This window comes from Imbroritus primus, from assembly GCF_964332355.1.
GTDB classification, from domain to species: domain Bacteria; phylum Pseudomonadota; class Gammaproteobacteria; order Burkholderiales; family Burkholderiaceae; genus Imbroritus; species Imbroritus primus.
Map to the genome: position 1 here is coordinate 1,858,149 of NZ_OZ201293.1, position 25,113 is coordinate 1,883,261.

At 63.4% G+C, this 25,113-nt stretch carries 20 protein-coding genes; 7 read left to right on the top strand and 13 right to left on the bottom strand.

Annotated elements, in window-relative coordinates; translation table 11 throughout:
• Positions 1–56 precede the first annotated feature (56 nt).
• From ACQ3C8_RS08480 to ACQ3C8_RS08505, 6 genes are all read right to left on the bottom strand, one after another.
• Positions 57–914, bottom strand: coding sequence for an alpha/beta fold hydrolase (locus ACQ3C8_RS08480; protein WP_428851268.1), 858 nt, complete (start codon positions 912–914; stop codon positions 57–59).
• A 12-nt stretch (positions 915–926) separates the two neighbouring features.
• A complete protein-coding gene (locus ACQ3C8_RS08485) occupies positions 927–1,745 on the bottom strand; it encodes a peptidase (protein WP_428851269.1) in 819 nt (272 codons plus the stop codon).
• 205 nt (positions 1,746–1,950) lie between these two features.
• Positions 1,951–2,769 carry a transglutaminase family protein gene (locus ACQ3C8_RS08490; RefSeq protein WP_428851270.1) on the bottom strand — a complete coding sequence of 273 codons (819 nt, stop codon included), beginning with the start codon at positions 2,767–2,769 and terminating at the stop codon, positions 1,951–1,953.
• Positions 2,770–2,891: 122 nt separating this feature from the next.
• Positions 2,892–3,872 (bottom strand): alpha-E domain-containing protein, encoded by a 981-nt coding sequence (locus tag ACQ3C8_RS08495; RefSeq protein ID WP_009521166.1) that lies wholly within the window; start codon positions 3,870–3,872, stop codon positions 2,892–2,894.
• Between the two features lie 46 nt (positions 3,873–3,918).
• Positions 3,919–5,379: a circularly permuted type 2 ATP-grasp protein gene (locus tag ACQ3C8_RS08500; protein ID WP_009521167.1), complete on the bottom strand. Its 1,461-nt coding sequence runs from the start codon at positions 5,377–5,379 to the stop codon at positions 3,919–3,921.
• 201 nt (positions 5,380–5,580) lie between these two features.
• On the bottom strand, positions 5,581–8,004 hold the full coding sequence (locus tag ACQ3C8_RS08505; protein WP_428851271.1) for a DNA internalization-related competence protein ComEC/Rec2: 2,424 nt from the start codon (positions 8,002–8,004) through the stop codon (positions 5,581–5,583).
• An 18-nt stretch (positions 8,005–8,022) separates the two neighbouring features.
• Here ACQ3C8_RS08505 and ACQ3C8_RS08510 point away from each other — a divergent pair, with 18 nt between their 5' ends.
• A complete protein-coding gene (locus tag ACQ3C8_RS08510) occupies positions 8,023–8,214 on the top strand; it encodes a hypothetical protein (RefSeq protein ID WP_428851272.1) in 192 nt (63 codons plus the stop codon).
• A 413-nt stretch (positions 8,215–8,627) separates the two neighbouring features.
• On the opposite strand, the gene ACQ3C8_RS08515 is transcribed toward ACQ3C8_RS08510, so the two are convergent.
• From ACQ3C8_RS08515 to ACQ3C8_RS08525, 3 genes are read right to left on the bottom strand one after another with little or no spacing between them, the layout of a single operon-like run.
• Positions 8,628–9,464 carry a TatD family hydrolase gene (locus tag ACQ3C8_RS08515; protein WP_428851273.1) on the bottom strand — a complete coding sequence of 279 codons (837 nt, stop codon included), beginning with the start codon at positions 9,462–9,464 and terminating at the stop codon, positions 8,628–8,630.
• A 15-nt stretch (positions 9,465–9,479) separates the two neighbouring features.
• Positions 9,480–10,166 carry a lipoprotein-releasing ABC transporter ATP-binding protein LolD gene (lolD, locus tag ACQ3C8_RS08520; protein ID WP_428851274.1) on the bottom strand — a complete coding sequence of 229 codons (687 nt, stop codon included), beginning with the start codon at positions 10,164–10,166 and terminating at the stop codon, positions 9,480–9,482.
• Positions 10,159–11,409 carry a lipoprotein-releasing ABC transporter permease subunit gene (locus ACQ3C8_RS08525; protein WP_009521172.1) on the bottom strand — a complete coding sequence of 417 codons (1,251 nt, stop codon included), beginning with the start codon at positions 11,407–11,409 and terminating at the stop codon, positions 10,159–10,161. The genes lolD and ACQ3C8_RS08525 overlap by 8 nt, the downstream gene beginning before the upstream one ends.
• A 203-nt stretch (positions 11,410–11,612) precedes the next feature.
• Here ACQ3C8_RS08525 and ACQ3C8_RS08530 point away from each other — a divergent pair, with 203 nt between their 5' ends.
• The 6 genes from ACQ3C8_RS08530 (at position 11,613) to ACQ3C8_RS08555 (ending at position 19,960) form a co-directional block, all read left to right on the top strand.
• The gene (locus ACQ3C8_RS08530; RefSeq protein WP_428851275.1) at positions 11,613–12,827 is read left to right on the top strand and encodes a hypothetical protein; all 1,215 of its coding nucleotides are present in this window, start codon (positions 11,613–11,615) and stop codon (positions 12,825–12,827) included.
• A complete protein-coding gene (gene recJ / locus ACQ3C8_RS08535) occupies positions 12,824–14,521 on the top strand; it encodes a single-stranded-DNA-specific exonuclease RecJ (RefSeq protein WP_428851276.1) in 1,698 nt (565 codons plus the stop codon). Before ACQ3C8_RS08530 ends, recJ begins: the two co-directional genes overlap by 4 nt.
• A 210-nt stretch (positions 14,522–14,731) precedes the next feature.
• A protein-coding gene (gene prfB, locus ACQ3C8_RS08540; protein ID WP_138750372.1) for a peptide chain release factor 2 occupies positions 14,732–15,836 on the top strand; the annotation gives its coding sequence in 2 pieces (ribosomal slippage) (positions 14,732–14,812 and positions 14,814–15,836; 1,104 coding nt in all).
• Positions 15,837–15,916: 80 nt separating this feature from the next.
• Positions 15,917–16,660 (top strand): SDR family oxidoreductase, encoded by a 744-nt coding sequence (locus ACQ3C8_RS08545; RefSeq protein ID WP_009521176.1) that lies wholly within the window; start codon positions 15,917–15,919, stop codon positions 16,658–16,660.
• 44 nt (positions 16,661–16,704) lie between these two features.
• Positions 16,705–18,222 (top strand): lysine--tRNA ligase, encoded by a 1,518-nt coding sequence (gene lysS / locus ACQ3C8_RS08550; protein WP_428851277.1) that lies wholly within the window; start codon positions 16,705–16,707, stop codon positions 18,220–18,222.
• A 511-nt stretch (positions 18,223–18,733) separates the two neighbouring features.
• Positions 18,734–19,960 carry an MFS transporter gene (locus ACQ3C8_RS08555; RefSeq protein ID WP_428851278.1) on the top strand — a complete coding sequence of 409 codons (1,227 nt, stop codon included), beginning with the start codon at positions 18,734–18,736 and terminating at the stop codon, positions 19,958–19,960.
• Here the strand turns inward: ACQ3C8_RS08555 and ACQ3C8_RS08560 are convergent.
• From ACQ3C8_RS08560 to ACQ3C8_RS08575, 4 genes are read right to left on the bottom strand one after another with little or no spacing between them, the layout of a single operon-like run.
• Positions 19,879–21,030, bottom strand: coding sequence for a TauD/TfdA family dioxygenase (locus ACQ3C8_RS08560; RefSeq protein ID WP_428851279.1), 1,152 nt, complete (start codon positions 21,028–21,030; stop codon positions 19,879–19,881). The genes ACQ3C8_RS08555 and ACQ3C8_RS08560 overlap by 82 nt on opposite strands.
• Before the next feature lie 26 nt (positions 21,031–21,056).
• A complete protein-coding gene (locus ACQ3C8_RS08565; RefSeq protein ID WP_428851280.1) occupies positions 21,057–22,457 on the bottom strand; it encodes a methyltransferase domain-containing protein in 1,401 nt (466 codons plus the stop codon).
• Entirely contained in the window at positions 22,438–24,189 is a 1,752-nt protein-coding gene (locus tag ACQ3C8_RS08570; RefSeq protein ID WP_428851281.1) for a choline/carnitine O-acyltransferase, read from the bottom strand. The genes ACQ3C8_RS08565 and ACQ3C8_RS08570 overlap by 20 nt, the downstream gene beginning before the upstream one ends.
• 36 nt (positions 24,190–24,225) lie before the next feature.
• Entirely contained in the window at positions 24,226–24,681 is a 456-nt protein-coding gene (locus ACQ3C8_RS08575; protein WP_428851282.1) for an aspartate 1-decarboxylase, read from the bottom strand.
• Positions 24,682–25,113 lie beyond the last annotated feature (432 nt).

Genomic DNA, 25,113 nt, shown 5'->3' on the forward strand with positions numbered 1-25,113 from the left:
TCGCCCTCTTCGGCCACCTTTTTGCGAGGCATCCGGAAAAAGCCGGATGCCCCGGGTCAGCGCCCGGAGAGCGGCAGCGTGGACCTACCTTGGAACGGCCTACCGGCGCGTGCCGGGCAGGTGCGCATCTCGTCAATCAGTGCCAGAATCGCTTCCGCGGTATCCAGCGGGCGCTCCATCGGGAACAGGTGACCGCCCTCCAGATAGCGCAGCCGCGCGCCTACCAGCCGGCGTGTGGCGGCCAACCCGCACTGGCGCAGTTCGCGCGAGCGCGTCCCGGCCACGAAAGCGACGGGAAATGGCGTTCCCTCGGCGACGCGCCGGCCCAGCCGGGTTGGCAAGGTCCGGTAGATGCGGTATTCGATGTCGCGCTGGAAGCGCAATGTCCGTTCGGCGGCCCGGCCGGTCGGCTCGGTCGCATGGTGGGCGTAATCGCGCAGTACGTCGTCATCCCAGCGAGCGAAATTCGGCTTGGCCTTGAAGTGCTGCCATACGGCATCGGCGTTATCCCAGTGGGTACGGCGCGTCTTGGTACGGTACGCAGGCGACGGCCGCTCGTCCAGGCCCAGTGTCTGCGCCATGCGCAGCACCCGCGCACGCCATCCGGCGATGATCGGCGAATCGAGCATCACCACGCCCTTGACCCGCTCGGGCGCGCGCAGCGCCGCCATCAGCGACAGGAAGCCACCCAGCGAATGCCCGGCCAGCCACACCGGTTCGCGGTAACCCTCGGTAATCGCAGCCAGCAGCTCATCCACCAGATGCGGCCAGCCGCGCGTGACCGGATAACGGGGATCGTGCCCGAAACGGTCGACGGCGCGGATTTCGAACTGCCCTTCGAGTGCCGCAAACAGTTTGCGATATGTGGCCACCGGAAACCCGTTGGCATGCGAGAAATGCAGGATGTCGCCCATGGCGCCGATCGTTCAGTTGCCCTTGCCGGTACCGGTCGGCTTGACCGCATACAGCGGCACGCTGCCATGCGTCCCGCCGCTCATGCGCAGCGGATGCTCGGCGGAGACGGAGGCATCCCATACCGGATCCTGCACCTCGTCGAACACCTGTCGCAGGCGCTGGCCCCAGGCCTTGCGGATCATCTTGAAGTAGGCATTGTTTTCGTCGACGGTAACGAAGCGCGACACGGCCAGTTCGTCAACGCCATAGACCAGCAGGTCCAGCGGCAGCCCCACCGACACATTCGACTTGAGCGTGGAGTCCATCGAGATCAGCGCGCACTTGGCGGCCTCGTCGAGCGGCATCTGCGGCGTCAGCACGCGGTCCAGAATGGGCTTGCCGTACTTGGCCTCGCCAATCTGGAAATAGCAGTTCTCCTGCGTGGCTTCGATGAAGTTGCCCGCCGAATACATCTGGAACAGCCGTGGGCGTTCGCCCTTGATCTGGCCGCCGAAGATCATGCTGATATTGAAGTCGATGCCGAAACCTTTCAGCGATTCGGCATCGCGCCGGTGCACCGCGCGGATGGCGTCGCCAACAAGCGTGGCGGCCTCGAACATGTCGCGGGCCTCCCACAGCGAACGCTGCTCGCGGCCTTCCATCAGGTACTGGCGGACCGACTGGCTGATGGCCAGGTTACCGGCAGTCAGCAGCACCATGACGCGGTCGCCGGCCTGCTCGAACACGGTCATCTTGCGGAAGGTCGAGATCGCGTCGACCCCGGCATTGGTACGCGAGTCGGAGAGGAACACGAGCCCGTCATCGAGGCACATGGCAACACAGTAAGTCATGGAAATCGCAATCGTGGGCAGTTGGTTGGACAGGATCGGCACCGGGCGCCGGGTGCATTGCTTGTGATGCAATGTCCGTTCCAGCCTGGCGGGCGCCTGTACGCGACACCTATTTTGGCATTCTAGCGCGGCTGGCGGCAGATGCTTTAGACGCGGGGCTCAAATCCTGGCGATGGATGCAAACAATGGTGTCAGGCCGCGCAGGCTACCCGGCATCCGTGACGTCGATGCGGATCGACACCTCCATCGATTCGGCCCCGCCGCCCTGCCGCACGCCACGGATAGGCGCGGCCGACTGGTAATCGCGGCCCACCGCCAGGCGGACATGGCGCTCATCGGTGGGGCAGGCGTGCGTGACATCGAGACTGGTCCAGGTGTGCTGCGCGGTATCCAGGCAGATGTCGGCCCACGCATGACTTGCCAGATTGGGGGCATCCACCGCGTAGAAGTAGCCGCTGACATAGCGTGCCGGAATGCCGAAGGCCCGGCAACAGGCGACCATGACCTGCGCCTGGTCCTGGCACACACCCATGCCCAGCGCAAAGGCTTCCGCCGCCGTCGTGCCGACATCCGTGGTGTTCGAAACGTACTGCACACGGTCTGCAATAGCTTCCACCAGGCTTTGCAGCGCGGCGGGCGTCACGCCGCCCGCCAGATAGGGAGCCGCGAATGCCACCATGTCCGGCGGCGCCTGCGTCAGCGGCGTGCCCGAGGCGAAATACAGCGGCGAAACGCGGTACTGCCCCGCCAGCGGCGCATCGTTGAAGATGGCACTGCCCGACCGGACCTCGACAATGCCGCTGGCCTCGATCGCCATCCGCGTGGTGGGGCGCGAAAGGGAAAAGGTCTGCACCAGATTGCCGAACGCATCCACCGTCTCGTGCAGCGTGCCCGGCACGCGCACCTGCCACGCCTCGACCTGCTGCAGTGGGCCGGACTGTGGCGTCAGCCGCAGCTCGTGCACGCTGTGGTGCACCGGCTCGGCATAGCGGTACTCGGTTTTATGATGGATACGGTACTTCACGGCAAGGCGATCCTGTCAGGGCCCCATATTGTGACTGAATGAAGTGACACCACACCGGTTTCCGGTTCCCCGCCCATTCTGGCAGCCTCTTGACCGACCTTCGCCCCACTTCCAGGCTAACCTCAGCTGAACGCCAGCGGCACGAGAAAATCCTCGCTGATACCGTTGCCCAGCGTCCCGATGCGCTCGAGAAAATCGGTCAGGTAGGCATGCATGCCCACGCCGAAAATGTCGTCGATACGTGCAAAGCGCAGGTCGGCATGCAGCTTGCCGGCCTGCCGCAACGTTTCGCCCGACTGCGCGTTGGCGACCAGTTGCAGGATGCCAACGACCTCTTCCATGCTCGCCGCCAGCGAGCGCGGCATGTCCGCGCGCAGGATCAACAGTTCGGCCACGCGGCGCGGCGTGACAACATCGCGATATACCTTGCGATACACCTCGAAGCCAGAGACCGAGCGCAATACCGCGACCCACTGGTAGAAATCAGCTTGCCGGTCCTGCGCCTCAGCCGGCGCCTCGGCCTGCGACAGCGCTCGCAGCGGCGTGCTGGCGGAGCGGAATTTCACATCCAGGATCCGCGCCGTGTTGTCGGCGCGCTCCAGGAAGGTGCCAAGGCGCATGAAGTGGAACGCCTCGTCCTTGAGCATGGTGCCGAACTGGACGCCGCGCGACAGGTGGGACCGGAATTTGACCCATTCGAAGAACTGCGACGGATCGTCGCGCAGGATATTGCCCGAGATCAGTTTCTGTACCTCGAGCCATGTTGTGTTGATGGTCTCCCACACTTCCGTCGTCAGCGAACCACGCACCGCCCGCGCATTTTCGCGCGCCGAGCGCAGGCAACTCATGATGGACGACGGATTGGTCATGTCGCGCACCATGAAATCGATCACATCGTCGCGCGACAGCAGCCCGTATTTCTCGTCGTATACCTGGGTCAGCTCGCTGATGTCGAGCATCGCCCACCAGCCCTGCTCGGCTTCATCCACGGCCTGCGGCAGCAGCGAGGTCTGGTAGTTAACATCGAGCATGCGCGCGGTGTTCTCCGCACGTTCGGTATAGCGCGCCATCCAGAACAGGTGGTCAGCCGTGCGGCTCAGCATGATGCGGTCTCCCGGAGCGTCGTGGGCATAAGTGCGCGCAACAATGTCATTCAAGCACCCATGTATCCTTGGTGCCGCCGCCCTGCGAGGAATTCACCACCAGCGAACCCTCGCGCAGGGCCACGCGCGTCAGCCCGCCTGGCACCATGCGCACTTCCTTGCCGGACAGCACGAACGGCCGCAGATCAATATGGCGCGGCGCGATGCCAGCGTCGACATAGGTTGGACAGGTCGACAACGCCAGCGTCGGCTGCGCAATGTACTGATGGGGACGGCTCTTGACGACCTCGCGGAAGGTCTCGATCTCGGCCTGCGTGGCCGCCGGACCTACGAGCATGCCGTAGCCGCCCGCGCCGTGCGTTTCCTTCACCACCAGCTCATGCATGTGGTCGAGCACGTAGGCCAGGTCATCCGGCTTGCGGCACATATAGGTCGGCACGTTGTTAAGAAGCGCCTCTTCGCCGAGATAAAAGCGGATCATGTCCGGCACGTAGGGATAGATCGACTTGTCGTCCGCCACGCCAGTGCCAATGGCGTTGGCGATAGCCACGTTGCCGGCGCGGTAGACCGACATCAGCCCGGCCGCGCCTAGCGCCGAATCGGGCCGGAACACCAGTGGATCAAGAAAATCGTCATCGACCCGCCGATAGATCACGTCGATACGCTGTGGACCTTGCGTGGTGCGCATGTAGAGCCGCTGGTCCTGCACGAACAGGTCATGCCCCTCGACCAGCTCGACGCCCATCTGCTGCGCCAGGAAGGCGTGCTCGAAGTACGCCGAGTTGTACATGCCCGGGGTCAGCACCACCACGGTGGGATCGTTGATCGACGATGGCGCGACGCTGCGCAGCATGTCCAGTAGCAAGTCGGGATAATGCGCCACCGGCGCGACGCGGTTGCGCGCAAACAGGTCGGGAAACAGCCGCATCATCATCTTGCGGTTTTCCAGCATGTACGATACGCCAGACGGCACGCGGAGGTTGTCCTCCAGCACGTAGAACTCGCCCTCGCCAGCGCGCACCACATCGATGCCGGCGACATGCGCATAGATGTCGCGCGGCACCGCCACGCCGAGCATTTCCGGCCGGTACTGGGCATTGTTGTAGATCTGGTCGGGCGGGATCACCCCGGCGCGCACGATGTTCTGGTCGTGGTAGATATCGTGCAGGAACATGTTGAGCGCGCGCACGCGCTGGCGCAGGCCCCGTTCCAGCAACGCCCACTCGTGGGCCGGAAAGATGCGCGGAATCGCATCGAACGGAATGGTCCGCTCGGTACCGCCACCGGCATCGCCATAGACTGCGAAGGTGATGCCAACCCGCTGGAAGATCAGTTCGGCCTCCGCGCGCTTGTCTTCCATGGCCTCGGGCGTCTGCCGCCCCAGCCAGTCCGCAAAGCGCTGGTAGTGCTGCCGTACGGTTCCCGCTGGCAACGCCGTTCCCGGCTGAAAGCGCGTCGATTGCCCTTCCTGCCAGTCGACCATTTCGTCGTAACTCCGCACTTGCATGGAATCTCCCGAACTGTCATTTCCCCGGCCGCTGGGTATGCGACAGGTATAACGCGTCGCACGGGGCGCGTCAACGCATGCGCCCGATGCCATCCCCTGTGGCCCGGACGCCATCAACCGCCGCCCCGGCGTGCTCCGGGCCTCATGCCAAGTCTGACGCCACACATCCCCACACCCACCTGTTCCCCGCCATGACAGCGGTCAGCGCACATGCCAGTATCGCGGCGCGATGTCACGCCAGGCGCTGACCTCCAGGAGCGGGCCGGCGCTGTCCACCATGACCGCGCCGGCACGATCCGTACGCAGGCGCTGCACCCCGTACGCACCGTAGCGCGCCCACACGTCGGCGCGCGGGTGCCCATAGCGATTGCGGTAACCCATCTGGAAAATTGCCAGGGATGGCGCCACAGCCTCCAGGAAGCGACTACCGGATGAAGTACCGCTGCCATGATGCGGAACTAGCAAGATATCTGCCAGCAAATGCCCAGGTATAGACCGGCCAATGATCTGCAGTTCTTCCGCAAGGCCGATATCGCCCGTGAGCAGTGCTGCATGACGGATGTTGGCGACGCGCAGCACGCAACTGCGCGCATTGCTCGCCAGGGTTTCCCGCTGCCCGTCGCCGGGTGCCGGATGCAGGATCTCGAAGCGCACGCCATCCCATTCCCAATGCTGTCCCGCAGCGCATACCGTGGTTGCGGTCCCCTGCTGCGTTGCCGTTTGCCACAGCATATGCCCGGCCGGCAGCGCGGCCTGCAGACGGGATACATGCACAGCGTCGAGCACGGCGGGCGCACCGCCGACATGGTCGCTGTCCTCATGGCTGATCACCAGCCGGTCCAGATGCGCGGCACCCAGGCCGCGCAGGTACGGTGCAATGACACGTTCGCCCGCGCTGCTTGCCCCGTAGGCCGGCCCGGCGTCGTACAGCAACCGGTGCTGCGCAGTCTCGACCAGGACCGCCGTACCCTGCCCCACATCGAGCGCAGTGATGCGCCACTCGCCATGCGCGGGACGCGGCGCGCGCACCAGGCACAAGGGCAACAGCAGGACACAGGCATGGACCCGCAGCGGCCAACTGGCGACGCCGCCGGGTACCAGCCACAGCGTGACGCCCGCCATACCCGCAAGTACCGCCCATGCCGGTGGCGCAGCCGCCTGCCAGACCGCCCATGGTTGAGTCCCAAGCCACGCCAGGATGACCACCAGCCACGCAAATACCGTGTGTGCCGCGGCCAGCAAGAGCATCGCCACCGGCTCCGGCAGCGCGGCTCCCAGCAGCGCCAGTGGCGTGACGATAAAACTGACGACTGGAATCGCGACAGCATTGGCCAGCGGAGACACGACCGATACCTGCTGAAACAGTAGCAAGGTAAGCGGCACGAGTCCGACCGTCAGCACCCACTGCAGGCGCGCTGCCGCAGCCACGCCCGTCCAGCGCCGCGGCATGCGGGTGCCCCACGCCGGTGCATACTGCACGGGATGCATCAGGAAAATCAGCGCCACCGCACCGAAGGACAGCCAGAACCCCGCCGCGCACACGGCCCATGGATCGGCCAATACCACCAGCACTGCCGCCCAGCCCAGCACGTGGCCGCGATGGCTGCCCCGCCCGGCCAAAAAACCGAGCCCCACCACCGTGAGCATGATCAATGTGCGCTGCGCCGGCACCTGCATGCCTGCCAGCAGGCAATACAGCGTCGCCGCCACCATCCCGGCGACGATGCCTGCGGAACGCGCCGGCCAGCGCAATGGCAGTGGCCGGTGCAACCAGCGTCCCAGGCCAAACGAGTAACGCCACAACCATGCCACCACCACACCGAACAGGCTGGCGATCATGGTGATGTGGAGGCCGGAAATGCTGATCAGGTGACCAATGCCTGTCCGGTTAAACATGTTCCAGTCCGCCGCATCGATCCCCCTCTGGTCGCCGACCACCAGCGCTACCAGTACGCCCGCATACGGTGCCTCCGCCGGCATGCTCGCCAGCACGTGCCGGCGTACTGCATCGCGCCAGCGTTCGATGCGCCACCCAACGCGCATGCCGGCCTCCGACAAGCGCCGGTTGTCCGGCCCGGCGCGCACATAGCCCGTCGCGCGCACGCCCTGTTCCAGCAGCCAGTATTCATAGTCGAAGGTATGCGGATTAGCGCTGCCGACCGGTTGGCGCAGGCGCAGGCGCAACTGCCATCGGTCGCCCGGCACGAGCGGTGCGAGCATGGTTGAGGCCGCCGCATCGGGCGCGTCATATCGCGTCAACGCCAGCCTCTGCGGTACGACGCCAGGCGGCGTGCTGGCCAGCACATCGAACTGGAAACGTACGCCGCGCTCGAATGGCGTGGGCAATGAAGCCACCGCGCCCTGTACGACCACATCCCGCCCTTCCCACGCCGGATCGAGCCTGTCAGCCAGCCGGATATCCGCGCGCAGTGCGGCCCAGGCCTGCCCGCCCAGAAATGCGCAACATGTCCACGCGACAATCGTCACCGGGCGATAATGCCGGCGACAAAGCCAGGCGGTCATGCCGCAAGCGGCGCACAGCCCAGCCGGCCAGACCAGCGATAACGCCTGCTGTTGCTGCAACCACCAAGTTCCTGCGATAAAGGCTGCCAACAGTCCGCGCATCGAAAATTGCTCCTGAGCATGATCGACAACGCTTTTGCAACGCGCGACCTCGAGGAGCGCGCCGCCCTGGTGGATGATTTGCCATGCGGGCACGCCGACCCGCTTGCGCAGCCGATCCGCGCACATTCAATCGCCTCTCATCCCAAATGTGCAGAGATGCTTTCGCGCTTCCTTACCTCATCACGGATTCCGTTCCTCCGGAAACAGTAAGTGACGTTTTACCCTCACGTTTGTGATATACAAGTCACTCCAATCCGACACGCATCCGAGGTTTTTCATCAACCTGGCATCGGACACCTCTGTTTTTCAATCAGTCTTTTAATCAATAAATGGGGGATGGGTCATGAATCGAGTTGGCGCGCTCCGGGGGGTTATTCCGATCTGGGACGCAGCGCCCGGCAAACATCTCGCCGGATGGCGAAAAAACCTTCCGCACGTCCGACATGCCCTAGGGACGCATGCATGATCGTTCCCGCCGCGAACGGAAAGCGCACACCTCTGACGCGGAAGACGGCACGGTGAGATTCTGGAGCGCCGCCACCGGCGCCCCGCTGCCTGGCGCGCAAGCCAAGCGCTAAGACGAACCGATGGCCAGGAATGGCGTTCCTGGCCATCCGGCCATATCATTCATCGCGAGCGCCAGAAGGATCGCAAAATGCAGCCCGCAGGCGGGGCAGTGCCTCCAGCGAACTGTTTTGCATGTGGCGCGACAGGTCCGCGAGGCTCATACCGCGCAGGTTAGCCAGTTCACGCGCAATCCCGGCAACCTCGCCCGGTACGTTGCGAACCTTGCCCTGCTCGCCGAACTGGTCGTCCGCCAGCCAGGCCGGCGCAATGTCGGGTGCATCGGTCTCGAGCACCAGGGCATCGAGCGGCAACTCGGTAGCGAGACGGCGGATACGGTTGGCACGCGAGAATGTCATGTTGCCGCCAAAGCCAAGCTTCAGGCCCTGGGCGATGAAACGGTAGGCCTGCTCCGGGCTGCCATTGAACGCGTGGGCAATGCCGGCATGGACGCCAAGCTTGCGGAGTTGCGCTGCGACCTGGTCCTGCGACTTGCGCACATGTAGCAGCACCGGCAAATCGAACTCGCGCGCCAATCGAAGCTGCGCCACATACACGGTCATCTGCCGTTCGGCATCGAGGCCCGGCACAAAATAGTCCAGCCCAATCTCGCCCACACCGATGAAGAGAGGATCGTCGAGCGAAGCCTCGATCTCACGCCGCAGCGTCCCGAGATCGGCATCCGTAGCCTGTGGTGCGAGCATCGGATGGATGCCGAGCGCATAGACGCAACCCGCATACTGGTGCGCGAGATGGCGCACGCGCTCGAAATTCCACGCTGCCACGGCAGGAATCACGATATGCCCCACGCCTGCCGCGTGCGCCGACGCCACCACCATATCGCGATCGGCGTCGAATTCCGTGGCGTCGAGATGGCAATGGGTGTCGATCCACATGGCAGTTGCCCTGCTCTACCGTTCCATGTGCAGATGCCCTTCGCGCAACCGCAACACACGGTCGCAGCGGCCGGCCAGTTCCGGATCGTGCGTGACGATGATGAAGCTGGTGCCCAGCGTCTGCGACAACTCGAGCATCAGGTCAAATACGCCGCCGGCGGTTACGTCATCGAGGTTGCCGGTGGGCTCGTCCGCCAGCACGCAGGCCGGATTCCCGACCAACGCCCGCGCCATGGCCACGCGCTGGCGCTCGCCACCGGACAGCTCGCCGGGGCGATGCGCAGAACGCCCGGCCAGACCCACGCGCGCGAGCATGGCCTGCGCCTGCTCGCGCGCGTCGTTCTGGCGCAGCCCGCGGATGCGCAGCGGCATGGCGACATTGTCGAGTGCCGTGAACTCCGGCAGCAGGTGGTGGAACTGGTAGACAAACCCCAGCTTCTCGTTGCGCAGGCGGTTGCGCTCCTTCTCGGACAGCGAGGTAAAGGGCCGCCCCTGCAGGGCAACCGTGCCGGCCGTCGGCTCGTCCAGCCCGCCGAGCACATGCAGCAGCGTGCTCTTGCCTGAGCCGGAAGCGCCCACAATGGCGACCTTTTCGCCCGCCTCGACACGTACATCGATGCCCTTCAGCACATCCACATGCAGGCCACCCTGCGAGAAGGATTTCGTCAGGCCTTCTGCCTGCAGCACGGTTCCGTTATTCATAGCGCAGCGCCTCCGCCGGATTGACGCGCGCCGCACGCCAGCTGGGATACAGGGTGGCCAGCGTGGCCAGCACAAAGGAGATCACGCCGATGGTGACGATGTCATTCAGACGCGGATCGGACGGCAGCGAGCTGATGAAGTAGATGTCCTTCGGCAGGAACTGAACCCCCAGCAACCGTTCGATGGCCGGCACGATCACATCGATATTGGTAGCGATCAGCGTCCCGCCCGCCACGCCCAGCACGGTGCCGATAAAGCCAATGGCCACGCCCTGCACGATGAAGATCTTCATGATCGAGAACGGCTGCGCGCCCATGGTGCGCAGGATGGCGATATCAGCCTGCTTGTCGGTCACCGTCATGACCAGCGTGGAAACCAGATTGAACGCCGCCACCGCGATGATCAGCGTGAGGATGATGAACATCATGCGCTTCTCGGTCTGCACCGCCGCGAACCAGTTGCGGTTCTGCTGCGACCAGTCGCGGATATACAGTTCGCCGGACATGGTACGTGCCAGATCGTGCGCCACCAGCGGCGCGCGCTGCATGTCCTTGAGCTTGAGGCGCACGCCGGTCGGACCGGCGAGGCGGAACAGGGTTTCCGCGTCCTGCAGGTGCACCAGCGCCAGCGCGCTGTCGAATTCGAAATGGCCCGAGTCGAACACGCCAACCACATTGAACTGCTTCATGCGCGGCAGCACGCCGGCCGGCGTGATGGTGCCCTGCGGCGCGATCAGCGTGACCTTGTCGCCGGTACGCACGCCCAGCGCGCGCGCCAGTTCGCTGCCGAGGATGATGTCGAAGTTGCCGGGCACGAGGCTGTTCAGGCTGCCGTCGCGCACCGTCGTGCCAATGTCGGACACCGACGGCTCATCGGCCGGCGACACGCCGCGCAGCAGCACGCCCCGCACCGTCTCGTCGCGGCTCAGCATGGCCTGCGCACCGATGTAGGGCGCCGCGCCGATGACCTCGGGATTCTGCCGCGCCTCGCGCGCTGTCACCTGCCAGTCCGGCAGCACCGTGGGCGACACGATCTCGATATGCGACAGCACCGACAGCATGCGGTCGCGCACTTCCTTCTGGAAACCGTTCATCACCGACAGCACCACGATCAGCGCCGCCACGCCCAGCGCAATGCCGAACATGGAAATCATCGAGATGAAGGAAATAAAGGTGTTGCGGCTGGCGCGCTTGCTGGCGCGCGTGTAGCGCCAGCCAATCTGCCATTCGTAGGGAAAATTCAATGCAGCTCCTCGTGCATGCGTATTGATTCCTGGGGTGATGCCTAGTGTGACGTCTGAAACCTTGTCCTGCAGCGGTGCCCTCCATGCTGCGCCCCGGAATCGCGCTCCCGGAATGCCGCAGCTGGACGCTCCTGCCTCCTGCCAGCGGCCAATCATAATGCATCGGCCCGATTGCCGGTGCGAATGGCCGGCATGAATGGCACATGTGCATGGCCGGTGCGCTGGCGCCCGATTACAATGGCGGGGCCATGACCACCGAACTGACCCTCATCCTGCCGGGCGTGCTGCCGCCACGCGAAAACCGCGAAACGCTCGGCACCGACCTGCTCCGGCAGTTGGAACTTCCCGCGCTGGAAAAGTTGCTTGCGCAGATGGAGCCAGCTACCGCCGACCAGGACGAAACACACGATGACGCCTACCTGCCGACGCTGCCACACGAGCGCTGGCTCGCGCGTGCGGCGAAGCTGCAGACCCATGGCCATAGCCTGCCGACGGCGCCCTACATGCGGCTTGCCGCCGGCCTGGCGGCGGGCCAACCTGCCAGCGCGGCTTCTGGTACCACTTCTGCGGCCGCTTCTCCTGTCACTTCGGCCGCATCTTCCACTACCGTGGCAGCGACGTGGGCGTGCCTGCAGCCGGTTCATATTCACGCCGCCCGCGACCATCTCGTGCTGGTAGACCCCGCCCTGCTCGACCTGCAGGCGGACGAGGCCGAAGCCCTGCATGACGCCATCCGGCCGTTGGTGGCCGACCTCGGCATGACGCTCGAGCGGCCGCTGCCCAGCCACTGGTTCGTATCCGGTGAAACCTTTGGCTCGCTGGAGGCTGCCGCACCCGCTCGCGCCATTGGCCGCAATATCGACCTGTGGATGCAGGCCGGTGAGCGCGCACGCGACTGGCGCCGCTTCCAGAATGAAGTGCAGATGATCTGGTTCGATCACCCGGTCAACCAGGTACGCGAGGCAAGCGGTCGCCCCGCCGTCAACTCGGTGTGGCTGCACGGCACCGGCGCGCTGGGGAAGATATCGCCGCTCGCCGAGGCCGTGTGGGCTGATGACCTGTTCACATGCGGGCTGGCACTGGCTGCGAACACCCCAGTACACCCGGCACCAGCTGCACTGTCTGACTGTACGCTCCCGGCAGGACACGCCCTCATCATGCTTGACGACGCCAGCGGCAGCGCCGCCAATGGCGACTGGGCTGTTTGGCTCGATACCATGCGCCGGCTCGAAGCGAACTGGTTTGCACCTGCACTTGCCGCGCTGCGCAGTGGTCAGATCCGCAAACTCCAGCTGGTCGTCAGCAACGATACGCATGTGGCCGCCCGTACCATCACGCGTGGCGGGCTGCGCAAATTCTGGCGCGGCTTGCAGGGTGACTGGCGACAGCGCTGGCTGACTCTCGGAGGCAAGGCATGACTCGCATTACCACCCGCCCGCATGCGGCGGAAACCGCCAGCCTCCTTGCCGACCAAGGCCTGCACCCGGTGCTGGCCAGGATCTATGCAGCACGCGGCGTCACTGGACCCGATGAGCTGTCGACCGAGCTACCCCGGCTGTTGCCGCCAGCACAGCTCAAGGGTATCGCCGAGGCGGCCGTCTATCTGGCCGATGCCATCGCCGCACGCAAGCGCTTCCTGATCGTAGCCGACTACGACTGCGACGGCGCCACTGCCTGCGCCGTCGGCCTGCGCGGGCTGCGCGCGCTCGGGGCACAGGTCGACTACATCGTGCCGAACCGCTTCGAATATGGCTACGGCCTGACGCCTGAAATCGTCACGCTCGCCGCACAGCACTCGCCGGACGTGATCGTGACCGTCGACAACGGCATCGCCAGCGTAGATGGCGTAGCCGCCGCCAATGAACGCGGCATCGACGTGGTGGTCACCGACCATCACCTGCCCGGCGCGGAACTGCCCGCAGCGCGCGTGATTGTCAATCCCAACCAGCCAGGCTGCACCTTCCCCAGCAAGAACCTGGCAGGCGTGGGCGTGATGTTCTACGTCCTGCTCGCGCTGCGCGCCGAATTGCGGGAGCGCGGCATCTTCACCGCGCAGAGCCAGCCGCGCCTCGATGCGCTGCTCGACCTCGTGGCGCTCGGCACCGTGGCCGACGTGGTGAAGCTCGATGCCAATAACCGCACGCTAGTGGCGCAAGGTCTCAAGCGCATGCGCGCCGGGCGCATGCATGCCGGCGTGGCCGCACTCTTTCGCGCGGCCGGCCGCGAGGCATCGCGCGCCACCACCTTCGACCTCGGCTTTGGGCTGGGTCCGCGCCTCAATGCCGCCGGCCGGCTGGCCGACATGTCGCTCGGCATCGAATGCCTGACCACCGACGATCCCGCGCGTGCCTGGGAAATCGCCCAGGAGCTCGATGGCATGAACCGCGAGCGCCGCGCCATCGAAGCCGGCATGCAGGAAGAAGCGCTGGCCATCATGGCGCAGCCGCTGGACGGACTCGACCCCCAGGCCTGCACCACGCTCAGCCTGTTCAACGACACCTGGCACCAGGGCGTGATCGGCATCGTCGCCTCGCGCATCAAGGAAAAATTCCACCGTCCGACGATCACGTTTGCCCCGGGTGACGACGGCTACATCAAAGGATCCGGGCGTTCCATCCCCGGCTTTCACCTGCGCGATGCGCTTGACCTGGTTTCCAAACGTCATCCGGGCCTGTTGGTGAAATTCGGCGGACATGCGATGGCTGCCGGCCTCACCCTGCGCGCCGATGATTTTGGCCTGTTCCGCCAGGCTTTCGAGGCCGTCGGCAAGGAGTGGCTCGACGACGACGCCCTGGCGCGCGTGCTCGAAACCGACGGTGACATCGATGCCAGCCACATGACCACGCAGTTCGTCAGCATGCTCGAGGAACTGGTGTGGGGCCAGGGCTTTCCCGCCCCGGTGTTTGCCGGCGAGTTCGCGGTACTGAGTCAGGCCCTGCTCAAAGACAAGCACCTGAAGCTGCAACTGGGCCGCGGCAACGAACGCTTCGACGCCATCTGGTTCAACCATGCAGTGGAATTAGGGCGCAGCGCGTTCGTGGCATACCGGCTCGACAACAACACCTTCAACGGGCGCACGCGTGTCCAGCTGATTGTCGAGCACGCTGAGTAACGCCGCCGTCTACCTTGGGGGACGCTTCGCACCCATACGGCTGCCGCAGCCCCGGCAGCCGATTTTTCGCACGGCCCGAACGGCCGCAGCGGCATGCGGAGCCATCACGTGTGCTTTCGCACGCATTTTCCAGGTGCGGAAAGTCGCGCAAAAACCCTAGGAACGGCCGTCATTCCGTTATAATTCAAGGTTTTGGATCGCTGGAAGATCATGGAAGCAGAGCGCCTCAACAGTATCGCAACCCTTTTGGCCGACCTCGCCGAGCGCGAAGCCGAGCTCCGGGGGTATCTTTGACTTCGATGTCAAAGCCCAACGCCTGATCGAAGTTTCCCAGGAACTCGAAGACCCGGAAGTCTGGAACAACGCCAAGCGCGCCCAGGAACTCGGCCGCGAGAAGAAATCACTGGAAGACGTGGTCGAGCGCCTGACCAAGCTCAAGGCTGACCTCGACGGTGCCCAGGAACTGCTCGAACTGGCGCGCGAGGAAGGCGACGAAGACACGCTCGAGGCCATCGAGGCCGATGCGCAGGCCATGGAAGCGGTGGTGGAAGACATGGAATTCCGCCGCATGTTCTCCAACCCGATGGACCCGGCCAACTGCTTCATCGACATCCAGGCCGGCGCGGGCGGCACCGAGGCGTGCGACTGGGCCTCCATGCTGCTGCGCCAGTACCTGAAATACTGCGAACGCAAGGGCTTCAAGGCCGAGGTGCTGGAAGAATCCGAGGGCGACGTAGCCGGCATCAAGAGCGCCACCGTGAAGATCGAAGGCGAATACGCCTACGGCTTCCTGCGAACCGAGACCGGCGTGCACCGCCTCGTGCGCAAGTCGCCGTTCGACTCGTCGGGTGGGCGCCATACGTCCTTCTCTTCCGTGTTCTGCTATCCGGAGGTGGATGACTCCATCGAGATCGAGGTCAATCCAGCCGACCTGCGCATCGACACCTACCGCGCCTCGGGCGCGGGCGGCCAGCACATCAACAAGACCGATTCGGCCGTGCGGATCACGCACATTCCATCCGGCATCGTGGTGCAGTGCCAGAACGACCGCTCGCAGCACCGCAACCGCGCGGAAGCCATGACAATGCTGAAGTCGCGCCTGTTCGAATTCGAACTGCGCAAGCGCCAGGCCGAGCAGGACAAGCTGGAAGCATCCAAGACCGATGTGGGTTGGGGCCACCAGATCCGGTCTTATGTGCTCGACCAGAGTCGCATCAAGGACCTGCGCACCAACGTCGAGATCTCGAACACCCAGAAGGTGCTCGATGGCGATCTAGATCCGTTTATTTCCGCCAGCCTGAAGCAAGGGCTGTAAGTCACTGCAAGTCCGGCCAGCGGGGCAGCACGTCAACTGCCCTGCTGCACTACCCGTAACCGACACCCCGAGGGGCTGCCATGAAACTGTTCGTGATCACCGGTGCGTCGCGCGGCCTGGGCGAGGCCCTGGTCCGCGCCCTGCTGCAGCCCGGCCATCATCTGGTCTGCGTGGCACGGCGCGACAATCCCGCCCTGCGCGAAGCCGCGCAGCAGGCCGGCGTACCGCTCGACTGGCATTGCCGCGACCTCGCCGACACGGACGCCGCGCAGCAGTGGACGCGTGACACGCTCGCCGCTCTGCCCGGCGGCTTCGGCATGGCGACGCTGATCCTCAATGCCGGCGTGGTGGAGCCGATCGGCGACCTGGCTGCCCTCGAGGCCGCTACGCTGGTGCCACATCTGCAACTCAACCTGGTCTCGCCCATGCTGACCACGGCAGCTTTCATCCAGGCGACTGATGGCTGGAACTGCACCCGCCGCGTACTGGCCATCTCCTCCGGTGCTGCCCGTCGGCCGATCGAAGGCTGGAGCGCTTACTGCGCCGGCAAGGCAGGCCTCGACATGTTCGTGCGCTCGATCAACGCCGAATATGCCGCCCGCCCGGCAGGAAAAAGCGTACGCGCCGTGGCCCTGGCGCCGGGCGTAATCGACACCGGCATGCAGGACATCATCCGCACACAGGAATTCGCCCAGGTGGAGCGCTTCCGCGACCTGAAGTCGCAAGGCAACCTCGCATCCCCCGACACGGTTGCAGCGGCCATCAAGAAATATCTCGAACGCGACGATTTTGGCGCGACCGAACTCGACGACCTGCGCAAGTAAGCACCTTCTGCACCGATTCAAGCCTTATACATTTCACGACCATCATGACCGAACCGACCCCCGTTCCCGCCGCCGACGAAAACCAGATCATGGCGGAGCGTCGCGAGAAACTGCAGGCGCTGCGGCAGCACGGCGTCGCCTATCCCAACGACTTCCAGCCGACGCATCACGCGGCCGATCTGCACGAACGCTATGTCGATGCCGACCAGCCGACGCTCGAAGCCAAGCAGATCCAGATCGCCATCGCCGGCCGCATGATGCTCAAGCGCATCATGGGCAAGGCCAGCTTCGCCACGGTGCAGGATGGTAGCGGCCAGATCCAGTTCTACATCACGCGCGACAACCTTGGCGAAGAAGCCTACGCGGCCTTCAAGCACTGGGACATGGGCGACATTATCGCCGCGCGCGGCACACTGTTCCGTACGAACAAGGGTGAGCTCTCGGTGCTGGTGAAGGAATTGCGCCTGCTCTCCAAGTCGCTGCGCCCGTTGCCGGACAAGTTCCATGGCCTGGCCGACCAGGAGATGAAGTACCGCCAGCGCTATGTCGACCTGATCGTGTCGCCGGAAACGCGCAACACCTTCCGCGCGCGCACCAAGGCCCTCTCCTCGCTGCGCCGCCATATGGCCGATGCCGGCTTCATGGAAGTTGAAACGCCGATGCTGCACCCGATCCCGGGCGGCGCGGCAGCCAAGCCTTTCATCACGCACCACAATGCGCTGGACATGCAGATGTACATGCGCATCGCCCCGGAGCTCTACCTCAAGCGCCTGATCGTCGGCGGCTTCGAGCGCGTGTTCGAGGTGAACCGCAACTTCCGCAACGAAGGCGTGAGTCCGCGTCACAATCCAGAATTCACGATGATGGAGTTCTACGCGGCCTACACGGACTACCGCTGGCTGATGGACTTTACCGAAAGCCTGATCCGCAATGCCGCCATCGATGCCCAGGGCTCGGCCGTGCTCACCTACCAGGGCCGCGAGCTGGATCTGTCCAAACCCTTCCACCGCCTGACCATCACTGGCGCCATCCAGAAATACGCACCGCAGTACACCAATGCACAACTGGCCGATGCGGAATTTCTGCGCACCGAACTGCGCAAATTCGGCGTCAATCCGGATGCCGCCAACCTGAAGAACGCCGGCATCGGCGCACTGCAGCTGGCACTGTTCGAGGAAACCGCCGAGAGCCAGCTGTGGGAGCCGACCTTCATCATCGACTACCCCGTCGAAGTATCACCGCTCGCGCGCGCCTCGGACACGGTGCCGGGCATTACCGAACGTTTCGAGCTGTTCATCACCGGCCGCGAGATTGCCAACGGCTTCTCGGAGCTGAACGATCCGGAAGACCAGGCTGCGCGCTTCCGCAAGCAGGTCGAACAGAAGGATGCCGGCGACGAGGAAGCCATGTTCTACGATGCCGACTACATTCGCGCCCTCGAGTACGGCATGCCCCCGACAGGCGGTTGCGGCATCGGTATCGACCGGCTGGTGATGCTGCTGACCGACAGCCCGAATATCCGCGACGTGATTCTGTTCCCGCATCTGCGGAAAGAGGATTGAGGCATGTGGCCATGAGCATGGCGGCTGCGTGGTGCAGCGTGATGCCGGATGAAAGCCTCCCGCCTGGGAGGCTTTTTTATTGCCGCGAGACTATTTGTCTATCGCATGCATGGATCCGCTGCCGCAGGCTGAATCGATAAGCGAAGCGGCTGCCAGTCCCATCCGGCTCCTCGGGTCACTCCCAATCCCGACGCTCCCGTCAACCAGAGTGTCGAGTCTCTCCCCGCTTGCTGAAAACGGCCACGGATAACGTCACCATCCTCATCACGTTTGTCGGTTCCCGTTCAAACACTTAGGAATTTTCTTACCGCGGCAGCATCTTTACACTTCGCGGCGCTCAAGCGATCGGCACACATCGATGGGCGAGATCATTCAATCGATCTCGCGCGACAAACAAATCAAAAAACATGACTCACTGTCGTGCTGTACATCTATAGTTACTCCAGCGACCACGGTAAGCAGTGCGACATCAGCAGCAATGGATCGCTGACAGCATCGACGAAGGAGCCCCATGTTGAACCTGTGGAAACACCCACCCGCCGGTCTCGCGCTGATCGCCATCGTCATATTCGTCGACATGCTGATGTACGGCGCGATGATTCCGCTACTGCCCGAGCTGATGCAACGCTTCGGGATGAGTGGCGCCATGGCGGGTCTGTTTCTCGGTCTGTATCCCCTCATCATGATGTCGCTCAGCCTCGCATTCGGCCGGCTGGCAGATCGCCACGCCCGGCATCGGCTGATCGGCGGCGCACTCCTGATGGCCGTGCTGGGCTGCCTGATGATTGCGCAGGCCAGTACGCTGCCGATGCTATTCATGGGCCGGGTGCTCCAGTCACTCTCGGCCACCCTGCTCTGGACCTCCACGCTGGCGATGGTGGCCCGCCAGTTCATGGACGGAAAACGCACGCAGGCGCTGGCGATCTGCAGCAGCGCGAGCATGGCGGGATTGCTGGTGGGACCGGTGGTGTCCGGCTGGATCGCAGAGCGGATCGGCTACCCCTTGACCTTCCACATGCTCGCGGTGCTGTATGCCACGCTGGCCTGCGCGGCGCTGATCCTTTTGCGCGAGCCACGGCAATCCGACGCAGCCGTGACCGCGCATTTTTCCATGCTGGGTTTCCTGCGCCTGCCTGCAGTCGTGCCGGTCATCCTGCTGCTGGCCAGCGGCATGGTGCTGCTCGGTCTGTTCGAAATCCTGCTGCCGCGCTATCTCGTATCAGCATTCCAAGTCACGCCGTTCCAGTTGGGCATTGTGCTGTCCGTCTTCACGCTCAGCTACAGCCTCTCCAGCCTGTTCGCCGCACGCTACTGGGACCGCCAGCGCAGCCGCCCCGTGACCACCGCGCTACGCTCCGGCCTGATCGTCACGGCCGCGCTGCTACTGGTGGCAGGGCTGCCCGCGTCGGTGTGGGGATTTGCCGTAGCGATCGGCCTGACGGGAATCTCAATGGGATACTGGATGTCGCCGCTTATGGACATGATGTCACGCGCGATGGAACGCTCCACGGCCACGCTTGCCCACGGAGCAATCGGCGCGCTGTATAACCTGATCTCGTCCGCAGGCCTGGCGCTCGGCGCGACCGGTGGCGGGGTTGCCGGCGACTATCTTTCCTTGCAGATCATCCTGGCCGCCATTGCCGTGCTGGCCATTCTTCAGGCCATCATCCTGCCAGCCGGGATCGGTGACGTGGGCACGCAAGAGTCAACACAAGAATCGGCGCAAAAGTCGGCCTGATCGCGCAGGAAATTCAAGCGTGCGATGAAGTATTCCCACGGAACATAGGCATCGATCAGATGGCGATCGCCGCTAGTCGGATCAAAAGCGCGCCGTCCATGCAGCAGCCGGCCATTCTGTACGGCAACACACTCGCCGGCCTGAAGCTTAACGACCAGTTGGTAATCCGGATGCTTGAGGTAGCGGAAGAACGCCACGTACGCCTCATAGAACGCATCGACCCGTTCGGGTGCGAGTTTCCAGTTGAAGCAGTGGGAATGCCCGAAGAAGACTCCGCTGATATCCCCTGCTTCGTTCAGTTCGATGATCGGCCGGCGTCGGATAAAGTGGTAGCGCCAGCCCTGATAGAACTGCTGGAATTCGATGGGTGTCTCGACGAGGATCGAGAACGCTTCCGGATGGTCACGCCGGAAGTCGGTCGCAGCCTGGAATCCATCCACAAGCACCGTTTCACCCCCGTTCGCCGCATTCACCTTGAAATAGAGGAACTGCAACAGCGGCGCCGTGTGCATGTAGGTGGAGTAGTCGGTATGCGGTGTCAGCGCGCAGCCGCTTTCGGACAGATCCTGGGCGCCGCTCGATGAGCGGATGTGCGCGAAGCGGCCATACTCGGTGTAGTGAATCGGGCCGATTGACGAGACGAAGCGATCGAGCGCGTCGAGCTCCACGTCGCGGAACAACACGAAACCCAGGCGGAGCAGATCGTCCTGCCAGGTTTGCGACTCTGCGGACTCGGCTGGCAGCGTATGCCAGGGCAGGTGCTGCCGCCCCCAGGTTTCGGCACGCCACAGGACGGGAGGAATTTGCTGCTCGACTGACACAATCCGCGTCGGCTGCCGCGCCAGCCAGGTCAGCGCATACCGGCTTTCATGCGGCGGCGACTCGTCCCAGACAATGTGCAGCGTATCACCATCGATGGCGTGATGCTGCATGCCGGGTGGCCGCCGCACCAGCGAGATGTCGAAGAGTTTCTGGAATGAACTGGGATCGCGGCAGTGCGGACAGGTACAGTTGTCGCGCAACCAGGTCAGATGGAATGTTTGACCGCCGATTTCCAGGCAGCCAGGCACCGACGCGGATGAGGCAGTCATGGCAGTCATCCCTGCTTGCGCAGCACAAACAGGCAGATTTGTTCCTGTCCGAAGATGAGCAGCTCCCGTCGCGCAAGCTGGGTCAAAGAATGCGCCTTCAACCGGCGTGTGAACTCAGGAGTCTGCGCCATGTAGTCGGCCCGCGCGCTGACCACGAGCAGCCCGCCCGGCCTGAGCATCGCAACCAGCTTGTCGAGCGCGTCGGGGCGGACATGATTGAACGTAAACACGCCGATGGCGGTAACGGCGTCGAACGTATCGGCAGGATATGGCAAGGCGTCGTCGTGCAGATCGTGTTGCTTGAGTTGCTGGTACAGCCGCTTGCGTGCCGCGGCCGAGAGCATTTCCGCCGACTGGTCCGTGCCGGTGAGATTGGCATGGCCGAAGCCGGTCAGCGCTTCCGCCACCATTCCGGTGCCGCAACCGGCATCGAGAATCGCTGCATCATGCGGCACGAGCCGGGACAGGAGCGCGGCAGCCTGCGCCGGGCAGTTGCGGTATGACGTGGCCAGGTCGCTGTCGTAGCGGTGTGCCCATGTATCGTACTTCTGGTGCAGCGGCGTTTCCTCGCCGCCCTCGTACACCCAGTTGAGGCAATCCGCGATCTTGACGGCCTGGAAAAAACTCCAGCCGACCTGCCGTTCATGGATAGCCTTGCACATGTGGCGGTAGGCATCGCTGAGTTCGGGATAGCGCTCCGCAGCCATGCGCGACAGCAGGTCGTAATTTCCGTCCAGATGCTGGCTGAGATCCAGATGCTGTCGCACGAAGAAGCCATGCTGCCGCAGTGCGCAGAGATAGTCGGCATGGCTCATTTCAGGTTGAAACAGCAGCCGCTCATAGACGAATCGTAAGGCGTTGAAATTGACTTCCCGGGTGGGCGATACCAGGTCGTCGAACACCAGTACACCTCTATCCTGCAGCACACGGAAGGCCTCGCGCACCGCGCCGATGCGCTGCGGCACATGGTAGAAGGTGGCCTGACTCCACGCATGGGTAAAGGAGTTATCTTCCAGGGGTAGATCGAGCACCGAGCCTTTCACAAAGCTGATATTCAGGTCGCCACCCAGGGCTGCGACCTTGTCGCGCGCGTTCTGTACACGCACACCGCTCAGATCCACGCCCACGACCTCGCAACCGGTTTTCTGCGCGAGCCAGATGGCGGTATTGCCATTGCCGCATCCAAGATCGAGTACGCGCGATGAGGCCGTGATACCGCTTGCTTCGAGCATCATCATGTTCCATCGCTCGCAGCCTTGCTTGAAAACCAGCGACGCGGGCCCGCTACGGTCAGGTGGCAGGTATCCCCAGTGCAGGCTGCCTTCGTGGTCCCAGAAGGAACGGTACTTGGCGTCTTCGCGATCATAGAAGGCTTCGGTTTCTTTCTCACTGAAGATCGAGCGCATGGGGGGTCTCCGTGTATGTGTCAGTCAGAAATTCGTGCAACTGCAAGCTACCCGCCCGCAACAGGTCGCAGAAACGGCCATGCGCGGCGTTCGTGGCCGTGACGCTGAGCCGCATGGTCGCTTCCCTTAGCGTGTAGCCAATGCCAAATCCATCCGGCGCGGCCGGAGCGAAAGTACTGAAGCGGATCGCAGACACGGGAATCGCTCCCGTCGACAGGTCGTAGTGCCCCATGAAACGTTGAAAGCAGGCATCCTCAAACAACTGCGGCATCGGATCGTTCAACTGGGCGGCAATAACCTGCATGGCAAACAGATGACGGTCGATGCCTGCACCGCGGGCACAGGCAAACATGTTCCGGTCATGCTGCTGGCTTGCCGTCCTGAGCGCATCCAGCACGCCCGGAGCTTCCACGGTGCGATCGTCCAGCGCCAGGATGGCTTCGCGCATTGCCGCTGTCGCCGGACGTAACGTTTCGGTTCTGCCAAACTGGAAGTGCCGCATCGATACCGTTTCATATGTACTGGGCAAGCTACCGCGCAAACGGAAGTACGCGAGATGAAACAGGAACTGCGCGAGAAAATCGCTGCTCAAGCCACGCTGCTTCAGATGTGCGGCATCCGGCAGCCTCATATCGAGTACCGCGTTGCGCATGGGACTCGCAGTGCATGCATGACGTTCGCGCGCCGCCTCGAGTGCCTGCAGCAGACCCGCATCCGTTTGCCACGTCAGGAGATGTGGGCGGTAGGCGACGTCGGTTTGCGGCGTGTCTGTCTGTCCGATGCGATCCATTTCGCCCAGCAGACGCAGGAAGGTATAGCCGTCCAGCATGCTGTGTTCCATGTTCGCCATCAGCATGCCGTCCTCACTCACGATGAACTGCAGGGAGTGGTCATACCAGCGATTGCTCGCCTCGCCCATCAGGGCGCGCAGGGACGCAGCGGTATCGGATGGGCCGACTGGCGGATCGATACAGATGGTCAGCAGCGCGCTCTCGATGGCCTGGAGGTTGGCTGCATGCACAGGATGCGCAGCGATCAGGCGTTCCCGCTCGATGGCCCAGAGCGCACGGGGCAGCGTGGTCAGCAGGCCGACCGGAGGCACGTCCTGCGTATCATCCTCGATGACCATCTGCACCGCGCGGATCAGGTTTTCCAGCGTGATCCGTGCGCCATTGTCGTCGCGTACGGTGAGCGTAAACATCTTGCCTTGTACGAGCAGCAGCACATGCCGGGCTCCGGCATGCCGGACGATCCGGTCACGCTTGAGGCCGGGCACGCGGCTGGTCGAGAACAGATAGGGATACTGGTCCATCGACCACAATCGCGTGCCAGACCGGTCCGGAGCCAGTGTCTCCTGCTCGATCAACGTATGGACTTCCAGTGCCCGGTCGACCAGATGGGCCACCTTGCCGGCAAGCGTGGAAGCCTTTGCAAAAGCGCGCGGAGGGTCGCATTTGCATGCCGGATTCTGCAAGGTCGCCAACGGCGAGCGGCTCTCGAGATACGAGTCGATCCAGAAACGGTGCACAAAGCTGGTCACTTCATACTGGTCGATTTTTTCAAGTTGCGCTTGCAAAAACAGGCCTGGCCCCGACATGAACTCTTCCGTCAGCCTGCAGGCGGCTGTGTACCCGGCGCCATCCAGAAACGGTGTCACCGCTTCCAGATAACGCCTGCACGTGGAAGCCAGTGGCGGCAACGGCAAATGGTGGAGCTTGCCTTCGGACAGCATGATCCTATCCCCCGAACGGAACCGCCATGGATGTGGTCAGGCAATGGTCACGTCGCCATAGGTGCGGCCCACCGGGAGCTCGCTATCGAACTCGAGACCATCGGGAGTTGGACGTAGCTGCTGCCGGAAGTGCTTGGTGACCGCATTGCGCTCGTCGACCAGAGCAATGTGGGCGGTATGGCCATTGAGCATGACATCCTGGACGTCTTTCTCGATGTTCGCCCAGATGATCAGTGTGTCGCCCGGCTTGCAGAGCAGTGCACCACCGCCATTCGGGCAAATACCGCCCTGTCCGGCCGGCGCTGGCAAGACGTAGGTACGCCAGCGGTGACCGTTATCCACATTGACGATCTCCACTTCTTCGAGTGGCAGGAGATGAACCGCATCCAGCAGATTCGCGTCGATGCTGATGCTTCCCACATAGTTCCGTTTTGCTTCCGTGACCGTTACCCGATGTAACTTGGCGTGCATGAGTTTGATAGTTCCGGCCACGTTTTTCTCCCCGTCTTGCGACCGTCGTGCACAACTGTCCCGCTCCATACTGTTGGCTCGCGTGGATGCAGGTGGTGATCTACTGAAACACGATCAATTTGTTTCTCATTGTTAAAAAATCTAAGAGCTATCAAAACAATATTCAAGTGGTCAAACACAGATTAAGCCAAGTCTTATTCAGACCCGGAAACAGGAGAACACGAAGAAATGCGGGAAGGATATGAAGACCTGGGTCGCGCAAGCGAGTTGCCATCGGCAATGCGGCATGACCGTCAAAGTGGTTGTTGCCAGTTGGGTTGATGCGGTTACCGGTCGTGCCTCGGTCGGCGCGATACGCGTCGGCAAGAAAAAAGAGCCGGACCTGTGTCATGCAGGTTCCGGCCCTCATGTTAGCGATACCAGTCCGATCAGTCAGTTCCGGTTACGCCGGGT

Bases quoted from the DNA above. Each gene is read 5' to 3' on its own strand.
- ACQ3C8_RS08485 (WP_428851269.1), bottom strand. From the start codon at position 1,745: ATGACTTACTGTGTTGCCATGTGCCTCGATGACGGGCTCGTGTTCCTC.
- lolD (WP_428851274.1), bottom strand. From the start codon at position 10,166: ATGAATAACGGAACCGTGCTGCAGGCAGAAGGCCTGACGAAATCCTTC.
- ACQ3C8_RS08545 (WP_009521176.1), top strand. From the start codon at position 15,917: ATGAAACTGTTCGTGATCACCGGTGCGTCGCGCGGCCTGGGCGAGGCC.
- ACQ3C8_RS08495 (WP_009521166.1), bottom strand. From the start codon at position 3,872: ATGCTGAGCCGCACGGCTGACCACCTGTTCTGGATGGCGCGCTATACC.
- ACQ3C8_RS08515 (WP_428851273.1), bottom strand. From the start codon at position 9,464: ATGTGGATCGACACCCATTGCCATCTCGACGCCACGGAATTCGACGCC.
- ACQ3C8_RS08480 (WP_428851268.1), bottom strand. From the start codon at position 914: ATGGGCGACATCCTGCATTTCTCGCATGCCAACGGGTTTCCGGTGGCC.
- ACQ3C8_RS08510 (WP_428851272.1), top strand. From the start codon at position 8,023: ATGATCGACAACGCTTTTGCAACGCGCGACCTCGAGGAGCGCGCCGCC.
- ACQ3C8_RS08570 (WP_428851281.1), bottom strand. From the start codon at position 24,189: ATGCTGTCCGAAGGCAAGCTCCACCATTTGCCGTTGCCGCCACTGGCT.
- ACQ3C8_RS08555 (WP_428851278.1), top strand. From the start codon at position 18,734: ATGTTGAACCTGTGGAAACACCCACCCGCCGGTCTCGCGCTGATCGCC.
- ACQ3C8_RS08505 (WP_428851271.1), bottom strand. From the start codon at position 8,004: ATGCGCGGACTGTTGGCAGCCTTTATCGCAGGAACTTGGTGGTTGCAG.
- lysS (WP_428851277.1), top strand. From the start codon at position 16,705: ATGACCGAACCGACCCCCGTTCCCGCCGCCGACGAAAACCAGATCATG.
- recJ (WP_428851276.1), top strand. From the start codon at position 12,824: ATGACTCGCATTACCACCCGCCCGCATGCGGCGGAAACCGCCAGCCTC.
- ACQ3C8_RS08530 (WP_428851275.1), top strand. From the start codon at position 11,613: ATGTGCATGGCCGGTGCGCTGGCGCCCGATTACAATGGCGGGGCCATG.
- ACQ3C8_RS08500 (WP_009521167.1), bottom strand. From the start codon at position 5,379: ATGCAAGTGCGGAGTTACGACGAAATGGTCGACTGGCAGGAAGGGCAA.
- ACQ3C8_RS08565 (WP_428851280.1), bottom strand. From the start codon at position 22,457: ATGCGCTCGATCTTCAGTGAGAAAGAAACCGAAGCCTTCTATGATCGC.